This window comes from Pseudoflavonifractor sp. An176, from assembly GCF_002160435.1.
Lineage (GTDB): Bacteria > Bacillota > Clostridia > Oscillospirales > Oscillospiraceae > Enterenecus > Enterenecus faecium.
In genome coordinates, this window is sequence record NZ_NFKO01000001.1 from 76,312 (window position 1) to 97,416 (window position 21,105).

The following is a 21,105-nucleotide window of genomic DNA, read 5'->3' on the forward strand; positions in this document are numbered from 1 at the left end:
AGCTTCATAGCAAAGTTATCGGCCGGGTAAGTTTGCTATGAAGGTATTTTCTCATGACATCTCCATTTCAGCAATCCATCGCCAGATTCAACGGTATGGAGTCCACGCAGAACTTTAGGTTGTCCTAAGTTCTCTATCATGTTTGCCTACCAATATCCCCCTTCTAAAGGGATGATACCTTGAGCCGTCTGCCGATTGTGGCCTGGAGCGGTCCGAAACCATGCCCTCGCAGGTCGGCCAAGATATCCATATGCATAAAAAATGCATAGCTAATCCGATATCTATTTACAATCTGAACCGTACCTCCGTTAGCTGCACTCAGATGCCGTTGGGCACCGCAGAATACAATTAACGATGGAATAGCCAAAACCTTACCATCAAGAACAATCTTTTTATGTAATATAAATTATAAGCCTTAAAAATAGATACTGAAAGTCCATCTTCAATTAGCCTACGTTTATGTTGTTTGTATTCACTTCTCAGGCGGTACTTACTTGCTGCGCTTAATTTTGCATACATATATTTAATTCTAATCTTTTGTTTCCATTCCTTTCGCTCATTCACAGGCATCGTGCAAATACGATCTAAAGTTTCATCTAATAAAATTTCAAAGTTTTCATACCGCGTTATCTGTTGATCATACGTCCTTTGAAAGTGAGAGTGGCTGTTAGAATGCACGACATATTTAAATAACGGCTTCTCTATATATCCCCATTTACATGAGTAGGCAAGGGGTAGCACCAATTGCCAATTTTGTCCCTCTCTACTTTCAAAAATCTGCCTTGTGGGAATGGCTGCTTTTATTGCTTCCGCCCGAACACAAATTCCACCTGGTACAAATATGACATTTTTCTCATAAATCATATCTGAGAAGAGGTCATCTTTCCCCTCTGGCTTGAATCTTTGCAACGTTCCTATAACTCGATCCAAATTATTCTCATCAACAACTATCCCCTGATTCAGAACAAAATCGTACTCCGGATTATCGTTTAAGAACGTAACCTTTTCTTCTACTGCACTCGGAAAGAAAATGTCATCAGAATCCATCCACATCACGTAATCGCCAGTAAAAATGGGCAATCCAACATTGATAGCTGCCGCTTGACCTTTGTTGACAGGTTGTGTCTTAATGATATATTTTATCCCCCGGTCAGCAAAGCGCGGTGCATACGACTCAGCTACTTGTAACGTATCATCCGTTGAGGCATCATTAACCAAAATAAGTTCAATACAAGGGTACGTTTGCGCCAGGACTGAGTCTAAAAAGCGAGGCAGATATTTAGCCCCATTATAACATGGCGAAATAATACTTAATACTTTATCCATTTTTTCTCCTTACAATGCTACTCAACCGCTTAACAAACAGCTTAATATACTGTGTCTTATAAAATAGCAGCAAAAATGTTAAATTAGGTATGATAGCAACAATTATGCAAGCAATAATAAAAGTGAACACTGATATTCCATCTACAAAAACTCTCAACGACATTAGATAAGTCACAGATCCCGCAAAAATTGTCGCCAAAAGAAACATAATAGAATTCTTAAAATATTCTAAAACTGAGCAACCATATAAAAATCGATAAGTTCTAGCTGGACGTGCAACTACATAAAATAGTCTCGATACAATTGTCCCTATGTACACACCTGTAAGGCCTAGTATCTTTGCAGCCACAATAGATACAACAAGATTAATCAGCGCCTGTGCAACAGAAATCCATTTATCCAAATTGTAATTTCCTTTGGCAATTCTTGCATTGTTATAAATGACACTTTGACCAAGCAGATACACATTCATTACAATAAGTAAAAACGGGATAGTATCAATCAGATATTCTTCCCCAATCCACAAAACAATAAATGGCGGAATTAAAACAAAAAAAGCAATCGAGCAGAAACCATAGATCCAGAAATCGTAAAAATTTACTTCTTCAAAGCATTCTCTATATCGTTGCTGACTTGAAGATGCAACCAAATTTCCAAATCCAGGTGTCAGCGCTCCTAAAACAATTGTTATAAAACCTGTAACGGATGTGATTAGTGTATTATAGTTAGAGACCAACCCAACGCCAATCACTCCGAGTCCGCTGACCATTGAAATAATTAAATTGTCCGTAGAGTGAATTGCAACTCCCGCAAAATTTTGCAATGCAAGTCCCTTTACATCTTTATATATTTTTTTCCTCTCTGATTTGGGCAAATTTTCCTTTGGTTTCTGATTTAAAATAGGATATTTGACATTCAAATAGAGGGCAATTGCAAATCTGGAAAATATCAGCATTACCGTGTTTATCAGCAAGTAGAGAAAATAGTTCTTAAAAATGATAACGATAATACATTGTGATACCAAAACAGCTGTATTTGTTATCATCTCAATATTGCTAACTACATACGACTGCATGCAAGCATTAACAAATGTAGTTTTGTATTGAACAAGATAATTGATTACTGTATTCAACAAGAAAAGCACAAAATATAGCCTTAACTGCTGGATATTTAGCGAATCTGCACCTTTTACAATATACTGAAGAAATGGTGTCAATATAAGACCTAATACTAAAACAACTACCGCAATTATATGGTATACAAACTTAAATAAGCCTAAAAGCTGTCGTATCCTTTCATCATCTCTATCAGCGATGGGTTTATACATTGAAAATGTAAATGCTGTGCCAAATCCTAGCTCGGCAAGGGAGAGCATACTTAGTACTTCGGTGTATAAGGAATTGACCCCCAGCATCTCTTTCCCTAAATAATGTATGAATATCGTTCTGGAGCCAAATGACAGAATCAAAGACACTACTTTACTTACAATTCCCCAAAACATATTTTTAGTTGCTGCCCTTGTTCTGTTGCCTAGATCCTTTTGCATTCTATATTTTCTCCTCTTTACACATTATTTAAAAGATATCGAATACTCCTCTCTCGTAATGTTAGAATCTCATTGGTCATATACTCCACATTCCCACGCAAAATTTCTTCGATATACGCAATGTCCTCCATCGTCTCTTTGTGTATAAATCGTTCTTCTGCATGAAACAACCTAGTAATTGATACAATTCTAGTGGACATCTCTCCCCTCGCATTTCTGTTAAACACTGCGAACTGTTTGTGGTAAATGGCAGAAAATACGATAGCGTGAAAACTGTCTGTAAAAACACTGCGTGCATGCTTTATTAATGAAATAAATTCACGGGGACCCGCATCAATTACATTGTAGTCACCATAGTTTAAGTCCATCAGCTTATTCCCGTCATAATAAAATGGAATACTTACCAATTTTAGATTATGCTTTCGTGCATATTCCTTAGCTAGCTCTCTCTCTTTTTTGTTTGATCCCAAGAAATAGGTAAACACATAATCCTCATCAATCAATCTATCAGCAGCAATTTGATCCCACTCTGTCTTTTCTAGTAGAAAAACAGGATCTAAATTGAGCGATATCTCTCTATTCAGCAACTTTGAATACAAATACTGTGTATTTTCTTCTCTAACACCAATGGTCTTGTAGTCTCGAAGTGCCTTTTTCGTGTATTCGACCCATTCATCTGGAATTGCATCCAACGCCATACTCGCAGCATAGGAAAGCTTTTGTTTATTTGTGAATTCCAACCAGTATCCGTATTCGTAGCAATTATAGTTAAAAACCTGATCAGAACCAGTAATGAAGCAGTCGAAATCGGCATCGAGTAAATTCAGTGAAGTATCTGAGTGCACCTTCTCGGTATGTTCTACAACATTATTCTGGAATTCCTCAAAGCGCTTTATTCTTTTCTTCATTTGTACTCCCTGATAGTAAAAATCTCTGTCCAGAAAGTACCATTTCAACTTTGCCGCAAACTCTTTAGCTGTGACACAGAGTGATCTCGTATTTTGCTTGAGAGATGTATTCCCACAATAGCACACCTGCTTTGCCTCATATCCATTTTTATTCAGAAAATGAGGCAGGGCGTAAGCCTGCAACATTCCACCATAATTTTTGCTGTTATAGTAGTGCGTTATTATTGCAACCTTTTTCACAATTTTTCACCTAACCTCATCTATAATTTGAGATTTATAAATATCTTTGTTATAACGGATAGGGATTATTCCAGCATCCTCACTGGCTTCGTTCACATGTTTACCTTCAATATTCATCTTATATTTGCACCTGTTCTTCATCCATAGATAAACGACATCGACATGACCAATATCAATAACCCATAATTTTGTTGACACCGCCAGTTCTACTGCTAGAACAGATGCTGTAGGCCCCAACGCTAACAGCACCAAATCGTCTTCTGTGGCATTTTTTACAATCGACTGATAAATCTGATCTTTAACGGAGTATGCGTTTTGAGAGGGACACAAGATCCTCCTAATCGAATTTACGTTGTCGTATAGATCATTCCCAATGCCGAGCATTGTATTATTCCCCTCGACAAAAATAACATTTTGACCTTTCCAAATTTTTTTTAACCTGTCAACATATCTCTCCAACTTATCATAGTCCGTCCATTTCCAATTACTTGGCTCGTAAAATCTTGTTAAATCAGCAGCTCCATATACATATTCAAAATTTAAATGGCGCAAAAAATGACGATAATACTCAAAATAATAGTATTCATAAAACTTTCTTTCATCACTTCCAAATTTCGAGTTAAAAAACAATCCCTTTAGACATATCAGAACTTTGGGATCATTCACTTTGAAGCTATTGAGGAGATCGACCGATAATTGTGGCACTAATTCCTGAAAACCTATCTTATGCTGCTTAAGCATAAGAACAATTTCACCATCACCAAATCTAGATACAGAGCATCTATTTTTTATTATATATTGAATTGTTTCGTCAAAGGAAAGAATTTTGGGTTTTGTTCCTAAGTATTTGTACCGCAAATAAAAGAGACCATACGCCAATTCTTTTAACTTATACCAAGCTGGACGCAAAAGATTCTTCAACAGTGTCGACATTTTCTCCACCTGTACGCCTCCTCAAATCAAATATTCAAAAATTAATCAGTTTTTAGCTTCTCGGTCTTCCTTTTAACTTTTTCAACTGATGGTAAACCAAACGCATGGAATAGTAGACAGACTGGTAAATGATGCTCATTGGAATTAGATACAATAATTCAAACCCTTCACCTTGCTTGAGCCTAATCCTCCAGTAATACTTTGATGATGAACATAAGTATTTATAATTCCAAGGCTTACGTCCTGTTGTATAATGTAATATATACGCCTTCAATACAGCTTCCTCTGAAACATGGCGATCACCATTAATTTGGAAGTTATATTTTTCCCAATCAACGATTTTTGTAGAATCTCCATAAAGCAGGTTCAGTAAATCTTGGTCACCCCAGAACAGCACGTCAATATACTTTTCACATTCTTTAACTAAATCTTCCAGCGACAATCCTTCCCTGAGTAGGGTTAAATTTATAAGTAATACACCAGCATTAAAATACTGGTAATCTTTTTCTAATCCCAAAGCCTCCTTTCTCTCAAATACTAATTCAGTCATATTTTGTCGATCGCAACATACAATTAATTTTTTTCCCTCGAAATCTTGCCAATAGAACTCAGATAAATCCTTCTGAACAATTATGTCAACATCCAGCCAAAGTACGCGATCCACCGAATCTGGAAGCATAAATTGTGCAAGAATTCTATAATAAGTTTCAATACTAAAATTTGAATTTGGGATTGGAAAATTGTCGAGCGCAGTTTTCTTTGCGTCAATAACATATAATTGAATATCACACTTATTTTTTAAATATTCTCCCAGCTCCCTGGTGCTTTCATCAGACAAACTATGATTTATCAGATACACGGTTATCTCTTCTTTTGTATGTAACCGCAAAGAGAAAAGTGTTGTTTTTGCCTTTTCGACATATCTTTGATCAACGGAAATCAAAATATTCATACGTTCTCCTTTACTCAAAATCCCAGACAGATTAGGCAAGAATAAACCTTAAATCTCAATGAAACATTAGAGGATCCTACCAACACCATTGCGTTCCCCCGAACAATTCTCCTCATGTGCTGGATTTGTTCTTCATTCCGATAACCGGATTTTTTACATTCATACAAGCTAAAGACAGCAGCACACATAAGCCGTTCTCTTGCCAAATTTTTTAATGCTGGATAATTACTATCCACATCCCTATTGATTTCTTCCCACATAGAAATCGCCGAATACTTTTGGTTCGAAAATGAATGGTGTGAAATACTCGTTTTTTCTAAGGTATGGTGGTATAGCGTTTCATTTGTAACAATCATCTTTTTTGATTTTTTTAAGACCTGCCATAGGAATTCTGCATCTTCACCATATCCTGTTTTTTCATTAAATCGACAACCTTGTGTGGTACTGCGCCGAAGCAACTTATTCCAAAGCATACCCGTCATACGTCTATGCTTCATGAACTCTAACATTTGTTGGTGTTGATCCCAATACTCTATCGCTACCACATCTATTTCTTTTTTCTCTCTGGGGGTGTCTGCATTATCATTCCCGCAAAAAACAATGTCCGCGTCATCACTCAACTCCAGCAATCTTTCAAGCATGTTCGGCTCAATCCAGTCATCGGCATCCACAAAAAGGATGTACTCCCCACATGCATGTTCCAGAGCCACATTTCTAGCTGTGGCGACACCTTGATTTGGCTGATCAACAACTTTGACACGTGCATCCTTCTCTGAATATCCTCTTATCATACTGAGCGTAGTGTCTTTAGAGCCATCATTTACAACAATTACTTCGAAATCATGAAACGTCTGGGATAAAACACTATTTAAACAGCGACATATCGTTTTTTCTGCATTATAAGCTGGAATAAGAACAGAGACCATTACAAACTCCTTTTCACAAGCTGCGGCAAGGCACGCAATCCATCCAACACCTTCTGATAGATAAATGCTCCGCCCAGGCTTAGTACAACAAGCCACACAAACATAAGGGGTGGCCATGAAACGAACCGTAGTATGGGTTGAAACCACTCACAAACATACGTCGAGAAAAACACTGCATGAAAAAACCAAATTCCTGTCGAGTACTTCCCCAGGCAATTCAATGACGCAGAAATTGGTTTACAATCAAATATCTCACTCAGGTTAACAAGAATACAGATTAGTGCAGGTGCGTAAAATACATCAAGCAAAAAAACACCAACAGAGCGAACCAAAATTCTTGCTGCAAATATCGCAAAAACTCCCAGTACGCATATGATGGGATTACGCAACAATCTTATTTTGCGACTCCATTCCAGCACATGATTTTCTGCCATCCAATAACCAACGAAAAAACACGGAAAATACAAAAAACAGCTGAATAAATCGTTAACAAGAGTATTAGTTCCATAATTAGGCATTATATGTAAGGCAACTTCAATAATATATGGAACAAATAGCATAAGCAAAAGATTTACCGCCGGTTTGAAACGGAATACATCGAGTCTGCAAAGTAGAGGCATTATCAACATACAGAAACAATAGAAAAATACATACCATGCAAACCAGTTTAAATTCGGTAACAACCCAAACAATTGGATCACTAACTGCCACGGTGATAATTCCCATCCCCCCAGTATAGCAGCGGGGATAAATAAAGTAAACAATGATAGCCAGTATATCTGGAGCAACCCCCAAATTTTCTTTAATCCATACCTAACTGTTTTCTCTTTGGCAAAAAAAATATCCATACCCTGACAATACGGCATAAATGGCCACGCATATTTTACATGCATACCCGAACAGAATCACAACGTACGGGAACTCTGTAAACGGAATCACGATAAAATGATGCATAATCATAATCAGTATTGCCACACCTTTTATCGTCTGTGTTGTTTTCTTACTCATGTCGTGCTCCTTTAATTAAAACAATACGTTCTATAATAATAAGCACCACTCCTCTTCGCTGCTTCTAACCCAACATCCGAATCCTCAAAGATAATTGTATCCGCAGGCGTTACGTTGAAATGATGCATTGCTTTCAAGAATCCTTCTGGATTCGGCTTTGCCTTCGTAACATCGTCATGTGTAAGAATCAAATCAAAAAGCTCGATAAGATTAAATTGGTTAAGAATGTCATAACAATTATCTCTTGATGCCGTGGTTACGACTGCTGTTTTATACTCTGATTTCATGAGTCTAATAATATCGACCAGACCATTATTCAATTTTGCCTTATCCAGATGATTCCTATAGGCCATCTTTTTTGCATTGTGTATTGCAGTCAGAATTTCCTTATCATCGGTAGTAATCTGCGGCAAAAAATCCAGATAGTGCCGTCCATTACAGAATTCACAATAATATTTATAGTCCATATCATACCCATATGGCGCAATCGCTTCTTTATAAGCCTGGTAATTTACATCTTTTGTATCAAATAGGGTACCGTCAAGGTCTACAATAACCAGTTTCATATTTATCCTTTCAGATCAGCTCATTTATAATGCATCTTCCAGGCGAAACAACGCCTGCAAGGGAGAAATAGCTTATGAATGCACTGTATTTAACAAAATAATGCTATGGGGTATCACAACAAACGCTATTTATTAAACGCATAAAACAAATCGTGTAATTTCTTTATTGGTCCATCGTACCAACCTTCCTATAATTCAATCACTTTGTTTTCAAGTTCTTCTTCTGAAGCGATAATTTCCTTATTTTCTGAATACGGACAGCCATACACAATCTTGATAAAATTCAGTCCGGCTTCCCGCAATGCCTTCAACGCTTCAATTTTATAATACTCATTTTCTACGGTGTATCCTACAAAAGAAGCCCCTCTGTTTTGCAAGGTTGTGAGCTTCATCTTATTGTCTTCAGTTAAAATACCTTCCGTACCAAGTATGTGATCCAAATCAATAAAGTACAGTGTATAATCTCGCTGCATATCCTTCCAAAGACGTTCATCTCCCCAATTCTCGTACGCCAAAGAAGGTACATAATGGAATACTCGCCCTGAGTAACCAATCAGGTAGGAAATGACATGGCTGACATACAACTTGGTAATCGGATAGCTTACATCATTCAAATGTTCATACGCCTTTATAAAATCTTCAGCCTTATTAAATCCATATAACCCCAAACAAATTATATCGGAACGCACTTGTTTTTCAATGATGTCCAATAGATTTCCTTGCTCATTTACAATTAAGAAACTCTTGTTCCTTAAATTATGGATGTCTCGCTCCCATACATTCAGATCAAGTCCGGCAACAAAATTTCCTTGTGGCACCTTTTCTGTCTTCAAATAATTGTCAGCATCTTTTACAACAACCGTTCCTGTGATATTGGCTCTTCTTAATGCTTCATATACCGTTTCCGCTGGTCCACTTGTCATCTCATCAAGAGCAACTACTTCAATGGGATATTTTGTTACTTCACGGCAAATAATTGACTTTGAATGAAACTTTTTTTCATCCTCAGCCAGCAAAACAACCAAAACCTTTTCATACCAATCTGTGTACACACCCTCAATGCTGCGTTCAATCAGCAATTTTCCGTTCGGATGTCGGTTCAAATACTGTGGAATTCCATTGGCCAGTTTCCGTCCCATGCAGGGTACAATCAATGTGCTCATAACGACACCTCCCCTGCTGCTTTTTCTAACTGCGTTATTCTGTCAATCACACGACTTGTATTCTCATTCAAAAAATGATATGTAAGTTCGTCCTTTGTGTAAGGATAAATTCTTATCAGCTTTTGTAATAACGAATAATATACCTCAACTACATACGCAGGATTTACTTTTTTAATTTCGTCAATCAATATATCCCGGAAGACAATCAAGCGGAGGACCGTATTCATACTAACAGTTTCTTGAAAACGATAGGACCACATTACCTGGACGTCTTGCAGCAATGTGCCAATATCTAAAAACCAGGAGTCATAAAATGAATCCAGAAAATCAATGAGGTAGAGCTTATCATTTTTTACGATGATATTCTCCAAAGTCATATCGCCGTGACACTGAGAATAACTCAGTTTACTCCAGTCATGCGCTTCCAGCAAAGCCAAGGACTGATTAATTACAGGATTGTTGTGGACAGATAAAGTCTTTTTCAAGTCCGACAGCTTCTTTGCAAATATTTGTGACACATCATATTTGCACTCCGGAGTAGATGTAATGGCATGGGGGGGCATTATGCTACTAACCAGTGACTCGACCAGCCCTTTCACTTTCCCTATTTCCATTGTTTTGATGTATTCAGCAAGAGTAATCCCCTGGACATACTCCATGTCAAAAAAGTACAAGCCTTCTTCCGTATATCCCTGATTCAAAACAGCTGGGACTTTAACTGGCTCGCCTTTAAAAGAGGCTTGCTTTTCACTTTGAGCTTTTAATCTCTCGTTATAGTCCGCATCCTTTGAAATCTTACGAACAAAGGTCTTTCCATCATCATCTTCCATCAGATGAATTTGACATCCAGAATGACCACCTAAATTATAGCTGTTCACCTTATCTATCACTCCCGATTTTGCGGTATCCTGTGCACACCGCTCCTTACTCACTCTAATACTGTGAAATACTCGGAATGCTGCGCCTTCTCGTATTCCGACGGAGTACCAAACGGTACATGAAAATCTACAGTATGGTTTTGCACGTCAAGGCCTTTTTGACACATTACATTATAGATGCCACTTACAAAAAATTCGCTGTAATTGCAGTTTTTCAGATATATTTCCGCCATGTTACGGAACATTTGAGCATTGCGAATCATGTATGCGCCGCAAATAGCATGATTGCTGACCACTTTTTTTTCTACTGTACCTATGATTCGATCATTCTCATATTGAATGTAGCTAAATTGCGGCTGATCAGAATCAAACGATAACAATGCTCCATCGTAGTCCCACGTACCAGAATTCATATCACGAGCAAAAGAACTACAAGAGAACATATGATCGCAATCATTAAATAGGATTGGTTTATCATCTGATACGTTTTTTATCCCACTAAGGCAAGTCATCACCGGTCCAGATTTAACCTCTTCAAAATCCACTGCCTCAATTTTTGCATCAGGAAAATAACGTAAAATCACTTTATCAATATCAAAATCTGCAATGTGCTGTTTTAATACAACAAAAGTAATGTCTTCCAACTCTACGTATTTTTCAATAGAACGCGTTGCCCAGTACAAAAAAGGCTTCCCGTTGATTTCAATTAATGGCTTCGGCATTACAAAGCCATTCTTAAAAAAACGAGAACCTGCCCCTCCCATCGGCATAATTAAATGCAATCTCTTTGCCAAATCAACCCCTCCAAGCTCAAATCACTTTCTCAGTGCTTTCTTGACTATAAATTTAAGGTCATTCATTACATACCAGACTCCTCTTGCCAGCGGGAATGATATGTATGCAATGCGCAAAAACGCCTTATTCCTTTTGTTTTTTTCTGCGCTAAAAACCTTTAATCCATCCTGCCTAATATACTTTGCAATTTTCTTTTCCAACTTTCTGTTTTTATATCGGCGGCTAACCATTAGGCGAAATGTGCCACATATCCACAACTCACTACTAAGCCGTGCCACTTCCTCTAATTCTGGGTAGTTTATTTTGCAATCAGCTATGATCATATTCCATGCCCAAAAATCACACTCTAGCTTTACTGGGTTGAATTTCCCTCTAGAAAGGGACGTAGAATTGTTAAACCAGTTGTACTTTGTGGTGTTGAATCTTACCAATCTACTCGCTCGTTTACATGCAACATAGTTCATATACAGGTCTTCAGAATAGCGTAACTCATTTATTATTTCTTTGACATCTAAAATACTCTTCTTGAATACTTTATCCCATAGCGCAACAGATACTCCGCCATAACTCAAATAAGCTCTCATCAGGTCAGGCTTTTCTATAATCATTACATCTTGGCTATTAGCAACATCTTTGCTATTGCTTACATGTGTTCGACACATAGATATTTCTGCGTTATAGTTTTTTAGGTGTTTAACATGTTCTTGCAAATAATCTTGTTCAAACCAATCGTCTGAATCACAAAATGCAATATATTCCCCTGAACTTTCCTTAATTCCTCTACTCCTTGCTGCTCCAACACCAGAATTAACTTGAGAAATCAGCCTTACTCTCTGGTCTCTAGCAATAACTGATCTCACCATATTTTCAGTAGCATCAGTTGATCCATCATTTACAACAAGAACCTCAATATTCTTATATGTGCCCAAAAGAATACTCTTCAACGTTCGCTCTATTGAGTTTTCCGCATTATACGCTGGGACAATAATAGTAACTTTAGGCTCTTCCATTATTTAACCACTTCCTCTGCGCTTCTTCTAATTGTTCTAATAACTTCGCTGCAACAGCATTCCCGCTAAAATTTGTCCTAACATACTCGCAACCTGTACGAGCTATTTTTTCAAGTTCAGTCTGATGGTCATCCATTTGGTAATATTCGATTACCCGCTTCAAGTCCTCCTTGGTTCCATCATATGTTATGTAATGGATACCGGGAATGAGCCCCCAATCCCGATAGGCAGGCATATCCTGTCCAATGTAGGCGCAGCCGCAAGCCATTCCCTCCACAAAGCCTATTCCAGGAATCCCCAAAATTTCTTCACCAACAATGCACATCTTGTAGTTGTTAAATGCTTCTACCATGTCAAAGGAGTAATACTTTTTCTGCTTTCCGACATGGGTTCTATTATATATTTTCTTATATAATTTAACAGGTAGAATATCTGTTTCGTTAACTTTTTTCCCGGCGTCATCTTCCAGATAGTCACTACTTGTACAGTACACTGTATCTTTAAAAAACTCTGGATTATCCTTAATCTGCTTTCGTGTCGGTTGGTCACAAGCGTCTCCATAGACAGCCAGAAATTCTTTATGATTTTTATAAGTGATTGTACCAGTAGCAAACGCCATATTTTTTCTTTTTTCAAAGGGCACCTTATTTTGAAATCGTTCTGCATACACAAAGGGATGTGTCACCCATGGTTTATCCACATGGTAATATGTACGATATAGTTCACAGTTTTTCTGTAAATCAACTTCCCCAAATAGACAGCTTACATCTGAATTGTTAATTATTTCATCTTCAGTTGCCAAACCATGGAAATGCAACATACTCAACGCTTTGAACGCATGCACCCCAGACATTTGACGATAGTTATCCGCACATACATTGTATAGAATGACTATGTCGTCCTTTTGAATTTGGGATATATCTTTTATAATTGTAATATCTCCAGCTGCAATTCCATTGACTTTCATAGTTTTTCTATTCTCTGCAAAACGAAAGATATTAAGTAACTTCATCAACATTTCGTTGTCATTCCTCAAAATTGAAAATCCTCTATCATTGATGTAGTTACACACTTCATACTCCGGATTCTTCAGTAGATATTTTAACAAATATCCATGTTTGATTGCAGCTGAATATTTAAATAGATACACTGACGCAGATTTTAGAAGCATCCAGTCGGAATGAAGATTGACAAAAACAATCCTTTTCCTGTCATTCATTGGACAAAATCTCCTCCATTTCATTCACCATATGATCTACGCTAAAGTTATTGAGTATATCATTTTTCACGTTTACTTTGATTTTTCCGTCTAGAATTTCACATATTTTATTTGCCCAATAATCAGCACTTTCCTCTAAAGGAAGATATAAACATCCCCCACAGTTTGATTCAACGGCCGTTGTATTAGATACAACACATTGTAGACCCGCAGCTTGTGCTTCAATTAAAACTATAGCTAGCCCCTCAAATATACTTGGTAGAAGAAATATATCGCAGCTTCTCAAAATATCGGGAACATCTTCTCTTACTCCCAACAAATGCACGTTGTCCTCTATGCCATACTCTTCAATTTTATTCTGAATCTCATCTTTCAACTCTCCAGTCCCGACCCATATAAAATCACAATCTTTTCTAATGTTTAATAAAGATTTCATAATTTCTACAATAAAAAAAGAGTTTTTCTGATAGGTCATTCTACCAACAGTACAAACGTTCCATCGTTTGGATATTCCTAATTCTTTTTTCTTAACTTGCAAATCTAAATAGTTGCTGTAAGCTGAGAAGTCGATCCCATTATAAACCACTTTGGAATGTAAATCATTTTTCCATCTCTTTTTAAACAAAAAATCCATTGCTATTTCAGAACATCCACATCGCCGATTTGAAAATGTCCAACATAGCCAACGCATCACGCCTTGATAGAATCTGATTGGCACGGTCCTTCCCTGACTCAATTCTCTCCCCTGTTGAGAATTATGGGAGTGACATTCTCGCACAGGCACACCCGCCAGCCATGCCACCAGCATCTGTGGCCCGTTAAAGAGGTCAATATTGCTCTGAAAGGCATCGTACTTTCCTCTCTTTAATTCTGCGTATAGAAGCTTTAAATGTTTAAGCTTTGACGCACCCCCATGCAAATGACAGGTTTTCAAGATTCGAACACCTGTATCTAATAGCTCTCCTTCCCTTGGAAGCGTTTCGTTTTCGTCAGCTGACAAAACGACGGTCACATCATATCCGTCTTTCACCAGTCCCCTACAAAGATTGATAACAAATGTGTCCGTTCCACCATATGTCATGCTATTCTGCAATATACATATTTTTTTCATTCTAAACCACCAAACAAGAAAGCATATGGAATAGGAGCCATACTTCCCGCCGCTCCACTATTTTGCAAAATACAATATAAAACAATGTAAACTCCGAGCAACATCACAGCAAGCCGTCTACTTCGTTTTGTAAAAACAAAGACCATTTGAGGTAGTAATATAATTTGAACCACATCGAAATAACTAGCAATCCGCTTTACAAATGCATTCTGAAAGCCCAAAAGCATAAAAATGACTGCAATAGCATAGAGGACAATCATCAACTCATTTCTGGCATCTAGGTTAATAAGTTTTCGTCTACACACTAGAAAGATAACCAGCCAAAATAGCATCAGATAAAACATGTAATTGTTCGTTCTAACAACTGAAGTAGCATAATCCTCAAATCTTTCTCCACCGAAGGTGGAAATAATATCCGTAAAAAAGATAAGAAATACAAACGCTCCCCCTATTGCACAAAATTGCTTCCACCCCGCTAATCTTCCCTTATGATCCCAGCACAAGTATATAGGCAAGAATATGAGCGCGCTGGAGTGAAACAAGAAAGCAATGGCTACAAACAACAAGAATTTAAGGGGTTTTCGATGGAATACATAAGTTAATGAGTATAAGCAAAAACTAATGGCAATCCCTTGCTTTATTGCGCTAAGACCGGTGAAAAACAGGGAGAATCCCGTTACAAAAATCGCTAGTGGAATGAAATATTCTCGTGTATCCCATTCTTTTTTTAAGTAAAGAAACGCAGGCACAAAACAAAGCGCACTAGTAATCCCCAAGTACAGAAATTGGGAATTCAAAGACTTCGTAATGAGTAACACAAGATTTAACCCTATGGAGTCACCAAACTGATATCCACTAAATATTTCAAAAATAGATATACCTGGATCAAACAATTCATATCCCAACACATAGCTTCCATAATCCCATCCAACATTATAGCGGAATGCTGAAATCAGAAATGGAAGTAGGGAGGCTAGAACAATTTGAAGCGTTCGATTTCTTACCCTTACTCTTAACACACATGCAGATACTATAAAGATAAATACATACAGTGCAACACTTCCTAAATAAGATAATGATACAACCAATGTTCTCCTCCTCATTCCAAGTAGGCTCATGTTTTAGACCTAATCAATTGTGCGGGAACGCCTCCATATAATCCAGCTTCTGTAATGTCCTTATTTACCAAGGACATACTACTAACCTGTACATGGTCACAAATCGAAATTCTTCCAATTGCATTTGCTCCCACCCCAAAAGACACATTATTTCCTATAGTTGGTGCCCCTAATGGTTCGGAACCACTTCCCTTATTTCCAATGCAGTTATTTCCATAAAATTCACAATCATCCCCTATCACCGCACCTGCGTTGACAACGATGTCATTATGATAAATTCTAAGTCGCCGTCCAAATTCATCTGGTCCTAACTCGATATTTAACTTTTTCCCCAATATGTTTTTCTTTCTTAAATATATAATCGCCAGTAACTGGTGACACAAACCGGTATGGGCTTTGTGATACCCAAGCTTCCTACATACAATAACGTATTCTCCACGTTTATAAAGCGGATTTTGAGTTATTCTACGGTACAAGCTTTTTTTCATTTCTTTTCCAAAATAATACTGCTTGTCTTCTTTGATTATCTCTCTTAATTTATTATCCATAAATCATTCTCACACATCTTCTATACTTTATCATTTTCTAGTAAAATTCAAAAGTTTCATTGCATAAAACAGTTTATGTCTTAAGCAAAACAAAGCGATTCTTCCTTTGTAATATAGCGGCTTGTAGTAACACTTTTGAATTGCTGTTTGAATATATTCCTTTTCCAGTTCCATCTCAATATCGCCCACTATCTTTCGATAATGCTCCTGCCTGTTGAACTGTGTCAACGCTGCTATAAAAAATAAATGGCAAACACAACGGTACACTTGCAGTTCCATTTGGACATTGTTTGAGGCAAGTTCCATAAGAATATGCGAGATTAATTCTGGAGATCTCATGCTAAATGCCTTTTTACTTTTTGTCATAGATTGATCATTTTGTCTATAGTAATAAAGGCAATCATTCATGACATACATATTTTTAGCCCAATATATAATCTGCCTTGTACATGCCACATCTTCCCCAATGACAATTCTATCATCGACCTTATCTTGACAAGTTCTATACAAATCTCGTCTTACTGCCTTGGACCAAATAGATGGAGGAAAGTACTCACCAGTCTCTGCTTCGATCAAAACAGGGAAAATCTCATTTTCTATTTCCTCTCTTGAATAGTACTTCGATGTATATTGACAAGAGACTTCCTCCTCTCTATTGCCCCAATGATATATCGTTCCAAAGCAAATTACTTCCGGCTCATATTGTTCTGCAATCTGAGCTATAGCATCAAAATAACCATCTCTAATCCAGTCATCTCCATCTACATTCACAATATATTTACCAGATGCAACTTTACATCCCGCTTTTCTCGCACTAACAAGACCACCATTCGCTTTGTGAATAACCTTAATTCTGTCATCAGTCTTCGCATATTCGTCGCATATCTGTGGACATCTATCTAAAGAACCATCATCAACAAGAATAAGCTCATAGTCCGTAAACGTCTGGTTGAGTATGCTTCCGATACATTTGTCAATGTATTTTTCAACACCATATATTGGTACAATTACACTAAATAATGGTTCCATCTACCACACTCTCCTCATTTTCATCACTCAGTTTCTTACTCTGATTTCATCATTGACGCGTTCATGGAGCTGTGTAATTCTGGGTTAATGCCACTCATAACCTTATCCGCTTCTCTGGTGCCATATGGCACAAATTCCATAAATAACGGTTGCCAAAGCAATTCTAAACATTGTCTAATAATTTCCCCTTGCGACCATATATTTTTTCACACAATCTCTCACTGTCAAAGTGTGTCCGCACAAACTCCACGCAAGCCTCTTCCATCCCATGAGTTCCGTCTCCACGAGTGCGCTCCATAGCCTTTCTCAACTCGCTTACATTTTTGACTGGCACGACAAGCGCCGTCTTACCTGGGTCAACCGCATCAATGGGCCCTGGAATATTGCTGACTATAGCCGGAGTTCCCATAGCTGCCGCTTCAATGATTACATTGCCAAATCCCTCTCGATAGCTGGGTAACAGCAGTACATCGATGGCAGCAAAATACCGTTCTACATCGGTTACCGATCCTTGAAATATAACATCTGGATGAGACTTTGCTTTTTGAAGCAGTTGTTGCTCCAAGGTGTCCAAACCTTCCTCCGCTCCGACAAGTAGAAGTTTTGCTCCCGCTTGACTGCTCAGAAATGCTTCCAAAATTTCGTTAACACCTTTATCTTTTGTGATTCGTCCCACAAAACCGAATACAAAATCATCATTCTTAAGGCCCAATGGGGTTCGGACTTCATTTCGCCAGATGTATCTGTTAGCATAGTCAAAGCGTTTCAAATCCACTCCGCCTGTGCTACCATTCCATACAACCGTTGCCTTTTCGGCTTCAAAAACCTTTTCCTGAATTCCAAGTTTCAGGTTCGAGTCACTAACACATTCAATAGAGGTTGACAGCATACATGAAATCTTTTCAATTCCCTTAAGAAAGGCTCGTCCAATTCCGGATGCCCCTAAATATCTGAATCCCATAAGATGATAATTTCGCCGCTTAACACCGGCCAGCTTTGATGCAATAGATGCATACAACGCAGCATTCGGTGTGGAGTATTGAACAAGGTCAAATCTGTTGCTTTTCATGACATTGTACAGTAACTTGATTGCCTTCAATGAGCCAAACAGAGAGAAGCCTCTGGGCATATCCACAGGAGTATAACAAATATTATCCCCCAGGTCCTGTTGTAGCTTATCGTCCTGTCCACACACAACCGTGATGTCATACCCATGTTCCGCCAAATACTTCAGCTGTGGGATGAAAAAGGCTCTAATTGTAGTAGGAATCGTAACTACATAGCATATTTTATTTCTTCTTTGCCGGGACTCCAATATAGGTCCCCCCCTCTACAATATCTTTGCACACCACAGCACCAGCACCAATCATGCAGTTGGCACAAATGTTCACATTGTTGCTCACAGTCGCACCGGTACCCACCCAGGTGTGATGTCCGATGCAAACCGTACCAGCCACATGTGTACCAACCGAAACATGTACATAGTCCTCAACGATGCAATCATGGTCGACCGAAGAACAGGTATTGATAATACAACCTTTTCCAATCCTAGCACCGGGATTTATCACCGCACCTGCCGCCACCACAGTTCCCGTTCCAAGCTGAATATCCTCCGCCACCACTGCACTGGGGTGGACCAATACCGGAACGTACTTCTCCTCTCGCTCCAGCTGTTCCAGCAGACGGCTGCGCACCATTGGATTTCCAATAGCGACAAATGCATGGCAGTTGCACTCGAAAATGTTCTGTGTTACTCCGACAACAGGATAAGTACCACAGTAGTCTACCTCTGGATTGTCATCAAAAAACACGATCTCTTCATATCCCAATTTCTTGGCAATATCCGCAACCACTTTCCCGTGGCCACTGGCACCAATAATCCCCAGTGTTTTCATTTACTCTTCACTGTCCCTTTGAACTCTTCCATCGTAGCCGCCGTCTCCGAATTGATTCCTTCTCGTTTGACAAACGCCTTCAGTACCGTACCCAGAATGATTTTCACATCCCCCACAAAGGTCACATGGTCTACATACTCCACGTCCATGCGGAACTTCTCTTCCCAGGACACGCTATTGCGGCCGTTGACCTGTGCATAGCCAGACAGACCTGGACGCACCTCGTGTCTACGCTTTTGCTCCTCATTGTAAAGGGGCAAATACTTCACCAGCAGCGGCCGAGGACCAATGATAGACATGTCTCCCTTGAGAATATTGAACACCTCAGGCAACTCATCCAAGCTGGTGGAACGCAGCAACTTACCAAACTTGGTCAAACGCACATCATCAGGCAGTAGCCTACCATTCTCATCTCGGGCATCTGTCATGGTGCGGAACTTATAGAGCTTAAAAATCTTCTCGTCCTTCCCTGGCCGATCCTGGGTAAACAGCACCGGACTGCCCAGCTTCACCCGAACCAAAATGGCCACGATCACATATAGCCACCAAAACACCAGAAGTGCCATCAAAGAACAGAAAATATCTAGAGCTCGTTTAAAAAAGCGCTCATACAAACCATAGGGTGTGTGCTTTGTCTGCACCATACTCTCTCGTCTCTCCTCCATTATGCAAAACAGCTCTTCACGATCTCAATGACCTGGGCCTGTTCCTCTTCGGTCATCTTATTATCACTGGGCAAACACAGGCCACGCTGGAAAATATCCATGCCCACGTCAACGCCAGAACCAGCAATATAAGCGTTGGTATTGGCTCGACCATTGCCCTCACGGGTGACAAAAGCATGCATCCGGTAAATGGGCTGCATATGCATCGGTTTCCAAATAGGACGTCCCTCTGCGTTGTATGCGGCAAGTTTCTCCAGAATCTCAGTGGGGCAGCTCTTCCCCGGTTCGCTGATGTACAGGGCCTCCTGCTCACCGCGTACCTGACGACACATAGCCTCCTCGTTAATCAGCAGGCAAGACAGCCAAAAATTGGGCTCACTGTTTGTCTCGTCATAGGGATTCATGGTCACAGGCAAATCTTTGAACCCCTCTTTGTACCGCATGTAGATGGCCTTCTTCTGAGCAATGTGTTCTTCCAGATGAGGGTACTGTCCACGTACTACACCGGCAATTACGTTGCTCATGCGGTAGTTATAGCCCAGCTCCTCATGCTGGTACCACGGGGCATTCTCACGGCTCTGAGTGGACCACTTGCGGGCCTTATTGGCGGCATGTTCATTATCAGTGAGTAACATACCCCCAGAAGAACCGGTAATGATTTTATTCCCATTGAAGGAGATGGCACGATAGGCACCAAAGGTTCCCGTCTGCCGTCCCTTATATGTAGCACCCAGTGACTCGGCAGCATCCTCAATGAGCACAGCACCATGCTTGTCGCAGATGGCGCGAATCTCATCCACTTTAGCAGGAGTACCATACAGATGTACCAGCACCACTACTTTGACGTCAGGATATAACTCAAAAGCCTTCTCCAATGCCACTGGATCCATGTTCCAAGTATCACGCTCAGTGTCAATAAACACCGGCTCGCCACCCTCATATACCACAGGATTGACCGTTGCACCAAAGGTCATATCAGAGCAAAACACCTTATCCCCAGGCTTTACCCCCGCCAGCTTCACACATAGGTGTAGGGCAGCGGTACCTGCAGACAAAGCCACCGCATAGTTACATCCCACCTTTTCACAGGTCATGCGCTCCACTTCATTGATGTTTTCACCCACCGTAGACATCCAATTACTCTCGTATGCTTCTGTTATGTAGCGCAACTCTTCTCCGTGCATCGTGGGAGTAGAGAGCCACACTTTTTTCTTAAAAGGCTTCACGATCTTCAACGCTCCTTTTGATCTAAGTGCAAAGCACTCCCTC

21 protein-coding genes are annotated in these 21,105 nt (G+C 39.3%); all 21 read right to left on the bottom strand.

All coding sequences use genetic code 11. The features are described 5' to 3' along the window. Window positions 1–348 precede the first annotated feature (348 nt). Window positions 349–1,326: a glycosyltransferase family 2 protein gene (locus tag B5F12_RS00375; RefSeq protein ID WP_087228627.1), complete on the bottom strand. Its 978-nt coding sequence runs from the start codon at window positions 1,324–1,326 to the stop codon at window positions 349–351. After that, window positions 1,319–2,872: a hypothetical protein gene (locus B5F12_RS00380; protein ID WP_087228629.1), complete on the bottom strand. Its 1,554-nt coding sequence runs from the start codon at window positions 2,870–2,872 to the stop codon at window positions 1,319–1,321. Before B5F12_RS00380 ends, B5F12_RS00375 begins: the two co-directional genes overlap by 8 nt. A gap of 17 nt (window positions 2,873–2,889) precedes the next feature. Continuing rightward, complete coding sequence (locus B5F12_RS00385; protein ID WP_087228631.1) at window positions 2,890–4,020, bottom strand: polysaccharide pyruvyl transferase family protein; 1,131 nt, start codon at window positions 4,018–4,020, stop codon at window positions 2,890–2,892. 6 nt (window positions 4,021–4,026) lie between these two features. Beyond that, on the bottom strand, window positions 4,027–4,953 hold the full coding sequence (locus B5F12_RS00390) for a GT-D fold domain-containing glycosyltransferase (protein ID WP_242954860.1): 927 nt from the start codon (window positions 4,951–4,953) through the stop codon (window positions 4,027–4,029). A gap of 52 nt (window positions 4,954–5,005) precedes the next feature. Continuing rightward, a complete protein-coding gene (locus B5F12_RS00395) occupies window positions 5,006–5,905 on the bottom strand; it encodes a glycosyltransferase family 8 protein (RefSeq protein ID WP_087228635.1) in 900 nt (299 codons plus the stop codon). Window positions 5,906–5,919: 14 nt separating this feature from the next. Next, window positions 5,920–6,831 carry a glycosyltransferase family 2 protein gene (locus B5F12_RS00400; RefSeq protein WP_087228637.1) on the bottom strand — a complete coding sequence of 304 codons (912 nt, stop codon included), beginning with the start codon at window positions 6,829–6,831 and terminating at the stop codon, window positions 5,920–5,922. After that, a complete protein-coding gene (locus tag B5F12_RS00405; protein ID WP_242954846.1) occupies window positions 6,831–7,697 on the bottom strand; it encodes a hypothetical protein in 867 nt (288 codons plus the stop codon). Before B5F12_RS00405 ends, B5F12_RS00400 begins: the two co-directional genes overlap by 1 nt. Window positions 7,698–7,850: 153 nt before the next feature. Beyond that, on the bottom strand, window positions 7,851–8,405 hold the full coding sequence (locus tag B5F12_RS00410; protein WP_087228639.1) for an HAD family phosphatase: 555 nt from the start codon (window positions 8,403–8,405) through the stop codon (window positions 7,851–7,853). A 188-nt stretch (window positions 8,406–8,593) separates the two neighbouring features. Further along, window positions 8,594–9,568, bottom strand: coding sequence for a hypothetical protein (locus tag B5F12_RS00415; RefSeq protein WP_087228641.1), 975 nt, complete (start codon window positions 9,566–9,568; stop codon window positions 8,594–8,596). Next, complete coding sequence (locus B5F12_RS00420; protein WP_242954847.1) at window positions 9,565–10,446, bottom strand: phosphotransferase; 882 nt, start codon at window positions 10,444–10,446, stop codon at window positions 9,565–9,567. Before B5F12_RS00420 ends, B5F12_RS00415 begins: the two co-directional genes overlap by 4 nt. A 50-nt stretch (window positions 10,447–10,496) precedes the next feature. Next, the gene (locus B5F12_RS00425; protein WP_242954848.1) at window positions 10,497–11,240 is read right to left on the bottom strand and encodes an NTP transferase domain-containing protein; all 744 of its coding nucleotides are present in this window, start codon (window positions 11,238–11,240) and stop codon (window positions 10,497–10,499) included. Between the two features lie 21 nt (window positions 11,241–11,261). Further along, window positions 11,262–12,251 carry a glycosyltransferase family 2 protein gene (locus tag B5F12_RS00430; RefSeq protein WP_087228645.1) on the bottom strand — a complete coding sequence of 330 codons (990 nt, stop codon included), beginning with the start codon at window positions 12,249–12,251 and terminating at the stop codon, window positions 11,262–11,264. Then, a complete protein-coding gene (locus B5F12_RS00435) occupies window positions 12,238–13,470 on the bottom strand; it encodes a glycosyltransferase (protein WP_087228647.1) in 1,233 nt (410 codons plus the stop codon). The genes B5F12_RS00430 and B5F12_RS00435 overlap by 14 nt, the downstream gene beginning before the upstream one ends. Then, window positions 13,463–14,581, bottom strand: a complete 1,119-nt coding sequence (locus B5F12_RS00440; RefSeq protein WP_087228649.1) for a glycosyltransferase — start codon at window positions 14,579–14,581, stop codon at window positions 13,463–13,465. The genes B5F12_RS00435 and B5F12_RS00440 overlap by 8 nt, the downstream gene beginning before the upstream one ends. After that, on the bottom strand, window positions 14,578–15,669 hold the full coding sequence (locus tag B5F12_RS00445) for an EpsG family protein (RefSeq protein WP_158096709.1): 1,092 nt from the start codon (window positions 15,667–15,669) through the stop codon (window positions 14,578–14,580). The genes B5F12_RS00440 and B5F12_RS00445 overlap by 4 nt, the downstream gene beginning before the upstream one ends. A 26-nt stretch (window positions 15,670–15,695) precedes the next feature. Beyond that, complete coding sequence (locus B5F12_RS11620; RefSeq protein WP_143482288.1) at window positions 15,696–16,247, bottom strand: hypothetical protein; 552 nt, start codon at window positions 16,245–16,247, stop codon at window positions 15,696–15,698. Between the two features lie 30 nt (window positions 16,248–16,277). Beyond that, the gene (locus B5F12_RS00450) at window positions 16,278–17,276 is read right to left on the bottom strand and encodes a glycosyltransferase family 2 protein (RefSeq protein WP_087228653.1); all 999 of its coding nucleotides are present in this window, start codon (window positions 17,274–17,276) and stop codon (window positions 16,278–16,280) included. A gap of 163 nt (window positions 17,277–17,439) precedes the next feature. Continuing rightward, the gene (locus B5F12_RS00455; RefSeq protein WP_087228654.1) at window positions 17,440–18,591 is read right to left on the bottom strand and encodes a glycosyltransferase family 4 protein; all 1,152 of its coding nucleotides are present in this window, start codon (window positions 18,589–18,591) and stop codon (window positions 17,440–17,442) included. Next, window positions 18,566–19,171 (bottom strand): acetyltransferase, encoded by a 606-nt coding sequence (locus tag B5F12_RS00460; RefSeq protein ID WP_087228657.1) that lies wholly within the window; start codon window positions 19,169–19,171, stop codon window positions 18,566–18,568. Before B5F12_RS00460 ends, B5F12_RS00455 begins: the two co-directional genes overlap by 26 nt. After that, window positions 19,168–19,815, bottom strand: coding sequence for a sugar transferase (locus B5F12_RS00465; protein WP_087228659.1), 648 nt, complete (start codon window positions 19,813–19,815; stop codon window positions 19,168–19,170). The genes B5F12_RS00460 and B5F12_RS00465 overlap by 4 nt, the downstream gene beginning before the upstream one ends. A gap of 20 nt (window positions 19,816–19,835) precedes the next feature. Further along, window positions 19,836–21,020 (bottom strand): aminotransferase class I/II-fold pyridoxal phosphate-dependent enzyme, encoded by a 1,185-nt coding sequence (locus B5F12_RS00470; RefSeq protein WP_242954861.1) that lies wholly within the window; start codon window positions 21,018–21,020, stop codon window positions 19,836–19,838. Window positions 21,021–21,105: the final 85 nt, after the last annotated feature.

What these genes read in the sequence shown, in the direction of transcription:
- B5F12_RS00465 (WP_087228659.1), bottom strand. Translation starts at nt 19,815, where the DNA reads ATGGTGCAGACAAAGCACACACCCTATGGTTTGTATGAGCGCTTTTTT.
- B5F12_RS00440 (WP_087228649.1), bottom strand. Translation starts at nt 14,581, where the DNA reads ATGAAAAAAATATGTATATTGCAGAATAGCATGACATATGGTGGAACG.
- B5F12_RS00410 (WP_087228639.1), bottom strand. Translation starts at nt 8,405, where the DNA reads ATGAAACTGGTTATTGTAGACCTTGACGGTACCCTATTTGATACAAAA.
- B5F12_RS00450 (WP_087228653.1), bottom strand. Translation starts at nt 17,276, where the DNA reads ATGGAACCATTATTTAGTGTAATTGTACCAATATATGGTGTTGAAAAA.
- B5F12_RS00390 (WP_242954860.1), bottom strand. Translation starts at nt 4,953, where the DNA reads ATGTCGACACTGTTGAAGAATCTTTTGCGTCCAGCTTGGTATAAGTTA.
- B5F12_RS00405 (WP_242954846.1), bottom strand. Translation starts at nt 7,697, where the DNA reads ATGCCGTATTGTCAGGGTATGGATATTTTTTTTGCCAAAGAGAAAACA.
- B5F12_RS00400 (WP_087228637.1), bottom strand. Translation starts at nt 6,831, where the DNA reads ATGGTCTCTGTTCTTATTCCAGCTTATAATGCAGAAAAAACGATATGT.
- B5F12_RS00395 (WP_087228635.1), bottom strand. Translation starts at nt 5,905, where the DNA reads ATGAATATTTTGATTTCCGTTGATCAAAGATATGTCGAAAAGGCAAAA.
- B5F12_RS00430 (WP_087228645.1), bottom strand. Translation starts at nt 12,251, where the DNA reads ATGGAAGAGCCTAAAGTTACTATTATTGTCCCAGCGTATAATGCGGAA.
- B5F12_RS00375 (WP_087228627.1), bottom strand. Translation starts at nt 1,326, where the DNA reads ATGGATAAAGTATTAAGTATTATTTCGCCATGTTATAATGGGGCTAAA.
- B5F12_RS00460 (WP_087228657.1), bottom strand. Translation starts at nt 19,171, where the DNA reads ATGAAAACACTGGGGATTATTGGTGCCAGTGGCCACGGGAAAGTGGTT.
- B5F12_RS00415 (WP_087228641.1), bottom strand. Translation starts at nt 9,568, where the DNA reads ATGAGCACATTGATTGTACCCTGCATGGGACGGAAACTGGCCAATGGA.
- B5F12_RS00435 (WP_087228647.1), bottom strand. Translation starts at nt 13,470, where the DNA reads ATGAATGACAGGAAAAGGATTGTTTTTGTCAATCTTCATTCCGACTGG.
- B5F12_RS00380 (WP_087228629.1), bottom strand. Translation starts at nt 2,872, where the DNA reads ATGCAAAAGGATCTAGGCAACAGAACAAGGGCAGCAACTAAAAATATG.
- B5F12_RS00470 (WP_242954861.1), bottom strand. Translation starts at nt 21,020, where the DNA reads ATGCACGGAGAAGAGTTGCGCTACATAACAGAAGCATACGAGAGTAAT.
- B5F12_RS11620 (WP_143482288.1), bottom strand. Translation starts at nt 16,247, where the DNA reads ATGGATAATAAATTAAGAGAGATAATCAAAGAAGACAAGCAGTATTAT.